Source organism: Kribbella sp. NPDC050281 (genome assembly GCF_040655855.1).
GTDB lineage: Bacteria > Actinomycetota > Actinomycetes > Propionibacteriales > Kribbellaceae > Kribbella.
On the sequence record NZ_JBFAKS010000024.1, the window covers coordinates 77,753 to 90,788 of the forward strand.

At 69.3% G+C, this 13,036-nt stretch carries 14 protein-coding genes; 4 read left to right on the top strand and 10 right to left on the bottom strand.

Annotated features, from left to right (window positions below):
- Window positions 1-35 precede the first annotated feature (35 nt).
- Entirely contained in the window at window positions 36-1,322 is a 1,287-nt protein-coding gene (locus AB0I34_RS25175) for a S8 family serine peptidase (RefSeq protein WP_360449159.1), read from the top strand.
- A 183-nt stretch (window positions 1,323-1,505) separates the two neighbouring features.
- Here AB0I34_RS25175 and AB0I34_RS25180 read toward each other — a convergent pair whose 3' ends face one another.
- Window positions 1,506-2,615 (bottom strand): serine hydrolase domain-containing protein, encoded by a 1,110-nt coding sequence (locus AB0I34_RS25180; protein ID WP_360449162.1) that lies wholly within the window; start codon window positions 2,613-2,615, stop codon window positions 1,506-1,508.
- 83 nt (window positions 2,616-2,698) lie between these two features.
- On the opposite strand from AB0I34_RS25180, the gene AB0I34_RS25185 reads away from it, so the two are divergent.
- The gene (locus AB0I34_RS25185; protein ID WP_360449164.1) at window positions 2,699-3,280 is read left to right on the top strand and encodes a TetR/AcrR family transcriptional regulator; all 582 of its coding nucleotides are present in this window, start codon (window positions 2,699-2,701) and stop codon (window positions 3,278-3,280) included.
- Here AB0I34_RS25185 and AB0I34_RS25190 read toward each other — a convergent pair.
- The 6 genes from AB0I34_RS25190 to AB0I34_RS25215 form a co-directional block, all read right to left on the bottom strand.
- Window positions 3,249-4,382, bottom strand: a complete 1,134-nt coding sequence (locus tag AB0I34_RS25190; protein ID WP_360449167.1) for an MFS transporter — start codon at window positions 4,380-4,382, stop codon at window positions 3,249-3,251. The genes AB0I34_RS25185 and AB0I34_RS25190 overlap by 32 nt on opposite strands.
- A 207-nt stretch (window positions 4,383-4,589) precedes the next feature.
- Complete coding sequence (locus AB0I34_RS25195; RefSeq protein WP_360449170.1) at window positions 4,590-5,561, bottom strand: zinc-binding dehydrogenase; 972 nt, start codon at window positions 5,559-5,561, stop codon at window positions 4,590-4,592.
- A 17-nt stretch (window positions 5,562-5,578) separates the two neighbouring features.
- Window positions 5,579-5,938, bottom strand: a complete 360-nt coding sequence (locus tag AB0I34_RS25200; protein WP_360449173.1) for a hypothetical protein — start codon at window positions 5,936-5,938, stop codon at window positions 5,579-5,581.
- Window positions 5,935-6,798: a hypothetical protein gene (locus AB0I34_RS25205; protein WP_360449176.1), complete on the bottom strand. Its 864-nt coding sequence runs from the start codon at window positions 6,796-6,798 to the stop codon at window positions 5,935-5,937. Before AB0I34_RS25205 ends, AB0I34_RS25200 begins: the two co-directional genes overlap by 4 nt.
- 27 nt (window positions 6,799-6,825) lie before the next feature.
- Window positions 6,826-7,602: a citryl-CoA lyase gene (locus tag AB0I34_RS25210; protein WP_360449178.1), complete on the bottom strand. Its 777-nt coding sequence runs from the start codon at window positions 7,600-7,602 to the stop codon at window positions 6,826-6,828.
- The gene (locus AB0I34_RS25215; RefSeq protein WP_238163955.1) at window positions 7,599-8,735 is read right to left on the bottom strand and encodes a CoA transferase; all 1,137 of its coding nucleotides are present in this window, start codon (window positions 8,733-8,735) and stop codon (window positions 7,599-7,601) included. Before AB0I34_RS25215 ends, AB0I34_RS25210 begins: the two co-directional genes overlap by 4 nt.
- A 192-nt stretch (window positions 8,736-8,927) precedes the next feature.
- Here AB0I34_RS25215 and AB0I34_RS25220 point away from each other — a divergent pair, with 192 nt between their 5' ends.
- Window positions 8,928-10,409 (top strand): amidohydrolase family protein, encoded by a 1,482-nt coding sequence (locus AB0I34_RS25220; RefSeq protein WP_360449182.1) that lies wholly within the window; start codon window positions 8,928-8,930, stop codon window positions 10,407-10,409.
- A gap of 63 nt (window positions 10,410-10,472) precedes the next feature.
- A complete protein-coding gene (locus AB0I34_RS25225; protein WP_360449184.1) occupies window positions 10,473-11,297 on the top strand; it encodes an IclR family transcriptional regulator C-terminal domain-containing protein in 825 nt (274 codons plus the stop codon).
- On the opposite strand, the gene AB0I34_RS25230 is transcribed toward AB0I34_RS25225, so the two are convergent.
- The 3 genes from AB0I34_RS25230 to AB0I34_RS25240 are packed head-to-tail and all read right to left on the bottom strand — an operon-like array spanning window position 11,294 to window position 12,948.
- On the bottom strand, window positions 11,294-11,692 hold the full coding sequence (locus AB0I34_RS25230; RefSeq protein ID WP_360449187.1) for a Rieske (2Fe-2S) protein: 399 nt from the start codon (window positions 11,690-11,692) through the stop codon (window positions 11,294-11,296). The genes AB0I34_RS25225 and AB0I34_RS25230 overlap by 4 nt on opposite strands.
- 12 nt (window positions 11,693-11,704) lie before the next feature.
- Window positions 11,705-12,253 carry a DUF6529 family protein gene (locus tag AB0I34_RS25235; protein ID WP_360449189.1) on the bottom strand — a complete coding sequence of 183 codons (549 nt, stop codon included), beginning with the start codon at window positions 12,251-12,253 and terminating at the stop codon, window positions 11,705-11,707.
- 8 nt (window positions 12,254-12,261) lie between these two features.
- The gene (locus AB0I34_RS25240; RefSeq protein WP_360449192.1) at window positions 12,262-12,948 is read right to left on the bottom strand and encodes a hypothetical protein; all 687 of its coding nucleotides are present in this window, start codon (window positions 12,946-12,948) and stop codon (window positions 12,262-12,264) included.
- Window positions 12,949-13,036: the final 88 nt, after the last annotated feature.

The window sequence follows — 13,036 nt, forward strand, 5'->3', positions numbered from 1 at the left end:
CCGGGGTTAACGATTCAAGGGGGATCGCCCACCGAATGGCGCAAAAAGCAGGAAATCAAACGACCGACCAACGGGACCCGAAGTACATCGCCCAGATCAAACTCATCCTGGAGGCATTCGGACGCGACGTCGGTGTCCATCCGCCGGAGTGGGAAAAGGAAGGCGCCGAGTATCTGTACCGCGTCGGCACAGTGCTGGTCCGCGACAAGGATCTGCCCCGCGTGGTCGAACTCTTCCAGGGCGGCACGACAGGAGAGGGCGGCATCGGCGGGGTCACCCGGCTGCTGCTGCCGGACAAGGTTCCGCCGAACGCACCGGAAGGACCGAACGCCACGCAACGCTTCCTGGCTCTTGCCGACCAACGGCTCGGCCGCGGGGTCGTCACGCCGGAGCACTTGTTCTACGTGACTCCCAGCGTCAGCCCGTGTCCGGCGACCGAACCCGAGGAGGTCGCGCAGGGCATTCCGCCGGACCCGGTACTGCCGACTCCGTTCCTGCCCGCCGGCGCCGCCGACGGACGCGGAGTGAAGGTGGTCGTGCTCGATGTCGGTTGGTCCGACGCACCCGCGGCGTACTGGCTGAACGGCGTGACCGGCGATCCGGAGGACGCGTTCTTTCCCTCCGGCCGGATCCGGCCGTACGCCGGTCACGGCACCTTCATCGCCGGTGTCCTGCGGGCGGTGGCGCGAAATGTCGAGGTGGTGGTCAAGAGCTATTTCACCAGTGTCGGCGCGATGTGGGAGTTCGATCTCGCCCAGGCCCTTGACGAAGTACTCGATCTGGCCCCGGACATCATCAGTCTGTCGGCCGGAACCAGGACGCGTTTCGACCTTCCGGCGCTCGGACTCGACGTGTTCGTCCAGACCCGGCTGAATCGGGTCAACGGTCTGGTCCTGGTGGCCGCGGCCGGGAACGAGAACAGCCGGGACTATTTCTGGCCGGCCGCGTTCCCGGAGACCGTGTCGGTCGGAGCGCTCGCCGACAACGGGCGCGACCGCGCGTCGTTCAGCAACTTCGGTGGCTGGGTGGATGTCTACGCGCCGGGCGAGAACCTGGTGAACGCGTTCCTGACCGGGAGTTACGAGTGCACCGAACCACCCAACACCGGCCAGATCCGGAACTTCACCGGCATGGCGCGCTGGAGTGGTACGTCGTTCTCGACACCGCTGGTCGCCGCGCTCATCGCCGGTCGCATGTCGCTGACCGGGGAGAGTGCGCGCCAGTCCGCGGATGCGCTGCTCGCCTTCGCACTGACCCAGCCGTCACCGGGGGTCGGGCCTGTTCTCACCACCGGCGACGCTTTGGCGTCACTGGGCCAGTGAGCGTGTGAGTGTGTCGACGCGGCGCGGCCCCCATCCGGTCAAACCACCGGATTCCTCCCGCACCGCGTCGACGCTCCCCCCTCTATGCCCCCCGCTTGCTCTCCCCCCAGAGCATCTCGAAGGGCGCCCCACTACGCGGAGTCGCCGTCGGCGCGGGTTGATACACCGATTTCGAGAGAGATCTCAGACGGCAGTCTCCAACGCGTCGAGCAGAGTCTGCGGCCGCGGGTCAGGCACCGTGCGGACCTGGTTCATCAGGTAGGAGAACGTGATGCGCCGAGACGGCCAGGCGCCGTGGGTGGAGCCGCCGGCACCGACGTGGCCGAAGGCATCGATCGGCCGGCCGAGGCGACTGCCCGGGACGTGGAGTTCGAAGCCGGCGCCGTACACCATCTCGCTCCCCCAGGTCGGCTCGGTGCCGCGGCGGATCTCCCGGCGAGCAAGCTCGACGGTGGCCGGGGTCAGAATGCGCTGACCGTCGACCTCACCGACGAGGGATGCGTAGAAACGTGCCATGCCGCGAGCAGTGGCGAAGCCTCCGACGGCGGCAAGCCCGGCACTGCGGTACTCCGTGCTGTTCCAGATCTTCTCGGCGCCGGGCACCCAGAGCGGATTGCGGTTCAACTGCAGCAGCCGGTCGGTGTGTGGCTCGTCGGTGAGTACGCCGTCGGGCGCGACCATCGTGGTCGTGCGCCAGTGCAGGTCCTCGGGCAGACCGATCCACACCTCCAGCCCCAGCGGTACGGCGTACTCCTCGGCGAAGAACTGCCGAACGGTCCGGCCGTCGACCCGTCGCACCAACTCGTCGACGAGCCAGCCCCAGGTGATCGCGTGGTACATGAACGCGGCCCGTGAATCCGTCGACGGAGCCTGCGCCGCGAGGTGCCCAGCCATCACGTCGTGGTCCAGGAGATCGGCGTACCCGGCCTCGACCCAGGGCAGCCGGGCCTGGTGGGAGAGTACGTCGGACACCGTCGTCCCGGTCTTCCCGGCGGCACCGAACTCGGGCCAGTAGCGGCTGAGTCGATCGTCCAGCGACACCTGTCCCCGCTGCACCATCAGCAGGACGCACGCCGACGCGAGCCCCTTGGTGCCGGAGAACATCAGCTGGATCGCGTCCCGATCCCACCGACGCCCGGTGTCCGGGTCCGCCGTACCGCCCCACAGGTCGACCACCGGTCGACCGTCCTGGTACGCCGCGAAGGCCGCACCCAGCTCGCCTCGCGCGACGAAGTTCCGCGCGAACGCATCCGCCACCTTCTCGAATCCTGTTGCCGTCCAGCCATCAATCATGGATAGATAGTACCGATCGGTCTTATCTCTCGCCACTCCGACATGACACCGATCGGTATCCTGTTCTCCGGAGGTGGTGCTCGATGCCGGTGAAGGCCGGAGAGCGGCTGGACCCCGAGGCGACCAGGGCGCGGATCCTGAAGGCTGCCTCGGAGGTGTTCATGCAGCGCGGTATCCACGCGACCGGGATCAACGAGGTCGCCGAGGCGGCCGGCGCGTCCAAACTGACCATCTACAAGAACTTCGGCTCCAAGGACGGTCTCGTCGAGGCGGTTCTGACCGACCGCACCCAGCGGGTCCGCGCATGGCACGAGCAGGCGGTCGAACAGGCCGCGACCGGCCGGGAGCGGATCCTCGCCATCTTCGATCTGGTCGCGAGCTGGTACGCCGAGGCCGGCTTCCGCGGCTGCGCGATGATGAACGCAGCCACCGAGGATCGCGGCCATGACGGCGCACCCCGGCGACTCGCGCAGGACCACCTCGCCTTCTACCGCGGCCTCTTCCAGCGGCTGCTCACCGAGGCTGGCGTGCGCGACCCGGAAACCACAGCTCGCCAATTGGTCATCGTCCTGGAGGGCGCGACGATCATCAGTGCGGTCGATCGCGATCCGGGCCTGGGCGCCGAGGCGCGCGTCATCGTGGAGACACTGCTCGACGCTGCCTGAGGAACACCAGGCAGACGGCGACGCAGGCCGCGGCGGACACCGCGGCCAGGTAGAACGCGACCGGGAATCCCAGTCGTTCCGCAACCAGTCCACCGAGCGGTCCGGCCACCATCACGCCGAGGTCCCAGAACGATGTCATCACGCCCATCGACACACCCGGCCGCAGCCCGCGCACCCGGTCCAGCGTCATCGACACGCACGCCGGATAGATCAGCGCCATCCCACATCCGGCCAACGCGGTGAACAGGAGCGCACCAACCGCTTCGCCGACCAGCGCGAGCCCCACCAAGGCCACGACCTCGATCGTCACGGTGACGGCCGCCACCGCGCGCCCGCCGTACCGATCGACCGCCGGGCTGCCGGCGAACCGGACCACCAGGAACGCCGCCGCGAACACCGCGAGCGCAACACCGTCACCGCCGATTCCGTCCGCGCGCAGGCGCAGGACCAGCAACGCCGCGACTGTGCCATAGCAGTACGCCGCCAGTCCGACGGTTGCTCCGGGCAACGGGACACCGATCGGGACCAGGTCACGGAACCGCCGGATGTGAACCAGCGGCTCGATCCGGCCGGGATCCGAGCGCGTTGTCAGCACCAGCAGAGCCGACGCGGCCGCGAGACCGACGACGAGCCACCACACACGATCCCCGACCAGCGACGCGATCACAGGTCCGGCGGCCAACCCGCCCCACATCGACAGGCCGAACCACCCGGCCGCGCGCCCGCGTTGCGCCATTCGCATCCCCGACAGGACCCACGGCAGTGCGGCGGAGAACAGAGCCGCTTCCCCGGCGCCCATCACCAGTCGCGCGATCATCAGGACCACGAGACTCGGCGCCAGCAGTTGCCCAAGTCCGCCGAGCGCCGTCAGCACTCCCCCGGCCAGGACGACCGGGCGCGACCACCCGGCATCGGCCAGCCACCCCGCGACCGGGCGGCCGCACGCCGTGGCCAGGAACGCGATCCCGACCGCGGTCCCACTCGCCAGCACACCGCCGCCGAACTTCTCCGGCACGTACGCCGGCAAGGCCTGCAACGTGGCGCCGAACGCGAGATACCCGCTCAGCACCGCCACCCACAACCGCCGCACCGGAACACCCATGCGCCAGATAATACCGCTCGTTCTTATCTCCGCGCCTGGGGCCGTCCCGGCGGACTTGGTGCACCGGATCCGTACGCCGGGCGCCGTCTCGCACGGACCTGGTGCACAAAGTCTCCGGGTAGCCGGGGTCGCCGCGGGCGGCGGCGCTGGCGGGCGGGAGCTGGGGCGCCGCTGGCGGGCGGGAGGCGCGGGCGCGGCTGGCGGGGGTTAGATGGTTAGGACGAGGCGGGCTGTGGTTTGGCCTGTCGACTGGCGGGTCCAGGCGGCGGCGACTTCGTCGAGGGGGACGCTCTCGTAGGCGACGGCGATCTCTCCGACTGCCGCGTGCTGGAGCACGGCGGTGAGCGCGTCCCGGCGCTGCTCCGAGGTCAGGGAATTGTTGGTGTAGCCAAGGACACTTACCGACCGGCTCCGCAGCACTGCGGACGAGAACGTTGCCTCGTCACCCGACGCACCACCGAGATTCACCAACCGCCCACCAGCGGCCAGCACCCGCGACGCCGCGGTCGCCGCAACGCCGAAGATCGGATCGACCACGACATCAACCGAGCCACCAGTTGCATCGGAGAACGCTCGCGTGAGTTCTCCGGCGTCACCGGTCAGCGACACGACCTCGTCCACACCTGCCGCAAGCGCCCGCTGCCTGGCCTCCTCCGACCGGCATTCCGCCACGATCCGACTGGCGCCGAGGACGCGCGCCGTACCGATCGCGGCCTGCCCGACGGCTCCGCCGCCGCCAAGAACGAGAACGCTCTCCCCCGGCTGCAACTGAGCACGCCACGTCAGCACCATCCACGCAGCGACCGCCGACAGACCGAGCGCCGCGACCTGAGCATCCGCCACCGGTGCATCGAGCACGATCAGATCGGCATCCGGTACGGCGCACCGCTCGGCGAAACTGCCGTCACCCGGAGACATCCCAGCCGACGTCGGGAAGAACACTCTGGTCCCGGGAGCCAGGACCTCCGATTGCTCGACCACACCGACCCCCTGCACGCCCGGGACGTACGGCAACGGCTGCTGACCGAAGTACGACGTACCTGAGGCGCACAGCAGATCCAGCGGTACGACGGGGGCCGCGGTCACGCGGACGATGGACTGGCCTGCGGACGGCACGGGGTCCGGGTGTTCGGCATGCGCCGGCGATTCGCCGTGGGCGCGCAGGACGGCTGCTCGCACGCGTGTCTCCTCAGAAGTCAGGTGGCGATGTCCGGGTACGGCAGGGTGAGGTGCTCCATCGCCTTACCGTAGGCCTTCTGGTACTCGAGCGGTCCATGGTCCCGCTCGAACATCGCGATGAACAGGGTGAGCGTGAGGAAAGGATGCGCCCCCAGCTCGAACAGCGCCACATGGTTGTGCTCGCGCAACGCCGTCCGCTCCTCGTCGGTGAACTGCTGCCAGGTCGACTTCTCGCCGGTCGTGCAGTTGAGGATGCGGTTCGCCACCTCCGCTTCCCACCAGCTCACCGTCCCGGCCGCGTCCTCGCGATACCGCTCGACCAACTCAGGATCCCGGTCGACGGTGAACAGGAACTTGTCCAGCAAGTATTTGCTCATGCCGGTACTCCGTTCGGATACCAGGTGAAGTACGCCTCCATCGTGTGGAACAGGTCGAGTGAGTCGACGTGATCCGCCTTCGCGCCGGCCCCGGCCACGCCCATCATCAGCATGAAGTCCATGAATCCGTGCGTCGCGTTGCCCGGCAGGTGCAGGCTGTCCAGCGTCACCTCGGCCAGGCAGCCCTCGATGTCGCCGCTCGCGATCCACTCGACCGCCTTCTGGTCGAACTCCGGATCGGGGCCGTGGGCACCGAACTGCCGCGGCCCGCCGAGCTCGAGGGACAGATGACCGGTGCCGATGATCGCCACCCGCTTGTCGTCCGGCCAGGACTCGACCAGCTGCCGGATCGTCCGGCCCAGCTCGACGAACCGCTGCGGCCGCGGCAGCGGCGGCGCGAAGATGTTGGTGTAGATCGGCACGATCGGGAGGTCGGCCTCCGGGCGGAGCGTGATGATCGGGCAGGTGATGCTGTGGTCGATCCGCAGTTCGTTGCTGAAGGCAAGATCGAAGCCGGCGTCCAGCCCGTTGCGCAGGATGTGCGCGGACAGCCGCTCCTCCCCCGGCAGCGTCATCCGCGGCAGCCCGAACTCGCGTTCCTCGTTGTACCAGTTCGCATCGAAGTACGGCGCCTTGCCGACCAGGAACTGCGGCATGTTGTCCAGCCACAGCTGATGGAAGTGGTCGCTGCCGACCATCACCAGGATGTCCGGCCGGGCCTTGGTCAGGGTCTCCCGGAACGCCTCGATCTTGGCGACCCACTCGTCGGCGAACGGCGGCCGGTCGGCACCGGTCGAGGTGCTGGCCCGGTAGTAGAACGGATGGTGCGTCGAGGCGATGACCGCGGCGACGGTGGCCATGAAGAGCTCCTCTGCTTCCGGGAACTGTCAGTCGTTGGGGTCGACGTAGACGGCGTTGCGGTCCACGGTGAGATAGGCGTCCATGCCGATCGGCCGGCGACGTTCCTCGGCGAGTTGCCCGAGCAGGCCGGCAGCCCTTGCCAGCAAGGCGAAACCGCGCAACAGCTCGACCGGCAGGCCGAGATCAGCGAGGGCGGCACCGCAGACACCGGCGCCGTTCAGCGGCAGCCGACGGCCGAGGACCTGCTCGTGCACCCGACCGATGGCTTCGAAGAGTCGTAGGTGTGGCCCGCGGAGGCCTTCGTCCTCGGCAATGCCGATCAGCACCGGCGTTCGCGGGTCCCGCACCTTGTGCACCGGATGCCCGAGGCCGGGAACGTACTTGCCCGCCGCCCGCGTCGCCGTGACCACCTCCAGCGCCAACGCGTCCCACCCGGCGTCGTCGGTCGGCACCTCACGTCCATCCAGCGCCTCGTGCAGGTATATCCCGCAGTCCTCGGTCACCCCGAGGAAGCGCGAGCCACCGCCGAGCAGCCCGGCTGCGAGCGCGCCTTGGAGCGAGTCCGGCGCGGAGAGGTACGTCAGCCGGGCCGCGATCGCGGTCGGGGTGAAGCCATGGTCGGCGAGAGCCACCAGGACTGCCTCGAACACCCGCGTTTCCGACGGCGTCGGACGGCGCAGCGCGACCAGCCAGAAGGCCAGCTCGCCGAAGCCGACCTTGCCCATCAGGTCGGCCGTGAGGTCCTGCCCGAGCAGGCGGATCTCGTCGGCCGTCGACGTACCCAGGGAAGTTGGGAAGCTCATTCCTTCAGCCACCTCCGCAGCTCGGCTCCGTGTTCGTCCAGCGACGGCGGCGGCAGCCGATACTCCGCCGGGGTCTCCGAGAACGTGATCGGATTGCGCACGGACGGGATCGAGTCGATCGTCACCACCGGGTCCAGCCCGATGTCCTCGGCGAACGCCACACCACCGTCGATCGTGTTGATCGGCCCGCACGGCACGCCGGCGGCGATGATGTCGCCGAACCATTCCATCCGGGTCCGGGTCCGCAGCCGCTCCACCAGCAGCGGCCGCAGTTCCTCCCGGTTCGCGGTCCGCTTCTCGTTGCGGTCGAAGCGCGGATCGTCGGCCAGCTCCGGTACGCCGAGCACCTCGGTCAGGCGGCGGAACTGGTTGTTGTTCCCGGCCGTGATGATCAGCTCGCCGTCGGAACAGGGCAGCGGCTCGTACGGGAACAGGCTCGGGTGGCTGTTCCCCATCCGCAGCGGTACGACGCCGCCCGCGACGTACGCGCTCGACTGGTTGACCAGCCCCGACAGCGCCGAGGACAGCAGGTTGACCTCGACGTGCTGGCCGCGCCCGGTCTCGTGCCGCGCGTTCAGCGCGGACAGGACGCCGATCGTCGCGTGCATCCCCGCCATCACATCGAACACCGAGATCCCGGCCCGGAACGGTTCGCCGTCCGGATCGCCGGTCAGGCTCATCAGCCCGGAGATGGCCTGCACGATCAGGTCGTACCCCGGCAAGGCGGCTCCTCGAGGCCCGCTCCCGAATCCGCTGATCGACGCATAGACCAGCCGCGGATTGACCGCTGCGACCGACTCGTAGTCCAGTCCGAAGCGCGCCAGCCCACCCGGCTTGAAGTTCTCGATCAGTACGTCGGCCCGCCGCGCGAGCTCCTGGGCGACCGCCACATCGCCGGGGTCCTTCAGGTCGAGCGCGATCGACCGCTTGTTCCGGTTGACGGCCAGGTAGTACGTCGAGATCCCGTCGCGGACCGGCGGTTGCCAGGACCGGGTGTCGTCACCGCCCGGCGCCTCGACCTTGACCACCTCGGCACCGAGGTCGGCCAGCAGCATGGTCGCGTACGGGCCGGCCAGGATGCGAGAGAAATCGGCCACCAGGACCCCGGACAACGGACCTTTCCCAGCGGGCACGACGCAACCTCCCCGATCATTGCGGACACTTGTCCGCATTGAGCTCGTCGCCCCAGTCTCAGCGCGCCCGACCGGCACTGTCAAGGACCGGACGGCGAGCCCTTGACACCGCCGACAGGCACTTCGATAGTGACCATATCGCCGTGATGACCGGCATACGGACGTCTGTCCGACCGTTTTCTGGAGGGGATCATGACCACTGCCGAGACGCCGGTCGCGGGCCGGCCGCTGCTGCTGCGCGGCGGGACCGTACTGACCATGGACGACAACCACACGGTGCTGACCACGGGCGACGTGCTGGTCGTCGACGACCGCATCGCCGCCGTCGGAGGGTCGGTCGAGGACGTACCCGAGAGCACGCAGGTGATCGACGCCACCGGTGGCATCGTGATGCCCGGGATGATCGACACGCATCGGCACATGTGGCAGACCGCGATGCGCGCGTACGGCGCCGACTGGACGCTGACGCAGTACTTCGTCTGGTACTACCTCGAGCACGGCAAGACGTTCCGGCCCGAGGACATCCACGCCGGCAACCTCACGTCGGCCTGGGAGTCGCTCGAGGCCGGTGTCACCACGACCGTCGACTGGTCGCACGGGTTGCAGTCCGTCGATCACGCCGAGGCCGCCGCGGACGCTCTGCGGGCGGTCCCCGGCCGCTTCGTGCTTGCCTACGGCAACATCCAGGCGGGGCCGTGGCAGTGGTCCGCGGACCCGGCCGTCCGGGCTTTCCTGGAGCGGATCAGGGATGACGACGAGCTGGGGCTGCAGCTCGCGTTCGACGTCACCGGCGACCCGGCCTTCCCCGAGCGGGCGGCGTTCGAGGTGGCTCGCGACCTCGGCGTCGGCGTCACCACGCACGCGGGTGTCTGGGGCGCGACGAACGACGACGGCATCCGGCTGATGTACGAGAACGGCTTCATGACGCCGCAGAACATCTACGTGCACAGCGCGACCCTGACCGAGGACTCGTACCAGCGGATGGCCGCGACGGGCGGTTCGGTCTCGGTCTCGACCGAGTCCGAGCAGAGCGCCGGCCAGGGGTACCCACCCACCTGGCAGGTCCGCAAGTACGGCATCCCCGTCTCACTGTCGATGGACACCAGCGTCTGGTGGAGCGGCGACCTGTTCAGCGCGATGCGTACGACGCTCGGCGCCGACCGGGCTCGTGAGCACCTCGAAGCCCACATGAAGGGCGACACGGTGACGCACAGCCATCTGCGCGCCGAGCACGTGGTCGACTGGGCCACCCGCGGCGGCGCGAAGGCCCTCGGCCGCGACGACCTCGGCAGTCTCGAGCCCGGCAAGAAGGCGGACGTCGTACTGATCAAGAACGACGCGTCTCCGGTGTCGTTCCCGATGGTGCATCCGTACGGCCAGGTCGCGTTCCAGGCGCAGCGCGGCGACGTCCACACGGTCATCGTCGACGGCAAGGTGGTGAAGTACGCGAACCACTTGGTCGGCGTCGACCTGGCCGCCGTACGACGGGAAGTGGAATCGACCGTGGACTTCCTCCGGTCGGCGCTCGGCGAGGACGCCTGGGCGGCGGGGATGAACCCGGACCTGCCGAAGGACGAGGTGCTGGACAACCCGTACCAGTACACCGAGTACAAGTCGGAGTCCACCCGCGAGGCCCGCGGCACCATCTTCGGCGACCCCGGCTCCGGCGAGTAACAGCAGCCGGGTCGTAGGCTCTCGTCCGCAACGGTACGTCGTACGACCGGGAGGCAGGAACTGATGGCAGGACGCGGCGCGGGTCCGGACTTCGTCGAGTCGCTGGCTCGCGGGCTGGACGTGCTCGCCTGCTTCGACGCGAACCACCGCACCATGTCGCTCAGCGAGGTGGCGACCGCGGCCGGGCTGGCCCGCCCGACCGCGCGCCGGCTGCTGCTCACGCTGGAGGAGCTGGGCTTCGTCCGCTCGGTCGAGGGCTCCTTCCAGCTGACGCCGAAGGTGCTGACGCTCGGCATGGCGTACGTCGGGGCGCTCGGACTGTGGGACATCGCACGACCGCATCTCGAGGAACTGGTGGCGCGGACCGGTGAGTCGTCGTCGATGGCGCAGCTCGACGGCTCCGACATCGTCTACGTCGCCCGGGTGTCAGTGCCGAAGATCATCGCCTTGCGGGTCGACATCGGCACCAGGTTCCCGGCGGCCCAGACCTCACAGGGCAAGGTTCTGCTCGCCGCGCTCTCCCCCGACGAGCTCGCCGAGACCCTCGCGCTGCCGAGCCGCGCCGGGCTTCCGGCGTACATCGGGCGCACTGCGGATCAGCTGCGCGACGAGCTGACCGAGATCCGCGCGCGTGGGTGGGCGCTGGCGGATGAGGAACTGGCGCCCGGGGTCCGTTCGGTGGCGGCGCCGGTCCGCGACGGAACGGGCACCGTCCGCGCCGCGATGAACGTGACCGTGCACGCGGCGGAAACCACAGCGGAGAAGCTTCTTCGAGACCATCTCCCGCTGCTCCTCCGCACCGCCGGCGACGTCAGCGCCGAGTGGGCGCTGTGGCAGTCGCGGCCCCACCACGAAGTACCGCAGTCGACGAGTCAGTCTTCGGCCTAGGCCAGCGTGATCGAGTCACCCGAGACAGTGATCTGCCGGGCGGCGAGCGGCTGCGTGGCCGGGTCGTGGACCACCGAGCCGTCCTTGATCGAGAACTTGCTGCCGTGGCAGTCGCAGTTGATGGTGCCGTCGGCAACACTCGCTACCTGACAGCCCTGGTGAGTGCACACCGACGTGAACGCCTTGAACGTGCCGGCTGTCGGCTGGGTGACGACCACCTTGCTGTCCCCGAAGATGACTCCGCCACCCACCGGGATCTGGCTGGTCTTCGCGAGTGCGGCGCCGGCCTGCGGCGTACTCGCCGGCGGGCTGTCGGACTCGCCGTACGTGCTGCATCCGGTGACGGCGGCGAATGCGGCCGCGGCCAGGACGGTACGGCGACTTGGATCGTCCACGGGCAGGTCCCTTCAGCGAATGATGCCGAACGTGGTGAAGAACCACAGCGACGAGGTCAGCCACAGCCCGACCAGGCCGGCGAAGACGGCCCCGCCCACCGCCGGCAGCAGCCAGCGGGGCGTATCGGTCCGGGTCAGGGTCAGCATCTTGGCGACGAACGCGCCGTAGAAGAAGCAGCCGAGCAGCGAGTGGATCAGCACGCGTGGCTGGTCGTACTGGAATCCCAACGCGTACAGGCAATGTGCGACCACAGGAAGCGTGGCCGCGACGGCCGCGCGGCCCGACCACCGATGCAACGGTCCGATCCAGCTCCGGCCCGCGAGCGGTCCGAGATGCCCGAACAGCGCCAGGGCGGAGACGAGTTGCACCAAGGCGAGGACGAACGCGAGCGATGCCAGCCACGCCTTGACCGACTGCGTGCTGGAGAACCCGGCCAGGTTCACGGCGACGCCGGTCGGCTCGTGCAGCCGCGCGTACAGACCGAGGACGACGGCGACCGCCGCGCCGATCGACAGCGGGATCGCGACCCTGCTCGTCGCGCCGATCGTTGCGGTCGACATGGCCCTCCTCAGAACGTCTCGTCGCCGGTGACCGACGTCGCCGTCACCGCGGTTCCGCCGACGGTCGACGTACCGGTGGACGGATCGAGCGGCGGGGCGGGAGCGGGCGTGCCGTCGTTGTCGATGCCGACCTGGCTGCCGTCGGCGAGCACGATCCAGCCGATGGTGTTGCCGGAGGTCTTCGCCCGGTACAGGCCGGCCGGTGGGTCGGCCTTGGAGATCGTGAAGCGCAGCGTGCGGCCGTGCACCGTGACCGTGCCGGTGACTTGGCCGCTGCCCACGCTTCCGGCCAAACGGTCACCGGCTCGGGAGCGCAGGGCGAGGGCGTCGCCGGTTCGTGTGCCGGTCAGCCATGCCTCTACGCGACGGCCGTCGCAGACGTACGCCGCGGCCCGGCCGCCCTTCACCGCGATGGCGAGGGTCGCTTCGCGGTTCGCCGTATGACCGGCGTACACGACGGCGACCTGTTGGGACGGAGTGGGGGCCGCCTGCTTCGTGGCGGTCGGCTGTGGACTGGCCGGTGGCGAGCTGGCGGCCGGCCGGCCGGTGTTGGGCGGGGTGACCGGCGCGCTCGTCACGGCGGCCTCGGACGACGCTGGGCCGGTGGACGTGGTCTGCGTGCTGTTCACGACAAGCAGCGCGACAAGCCCGACGGCCGCGGCCGCGAGCGTCACCAGTGGACTGCGTTGCCCCATCTCTCCCCCACCCCGGAGGCAGTATGTGTCGAGAATCGCCGCCGGGACGGGCCAGGTCAACGGCTGGGCGCCTCGCTCACACGGAGAT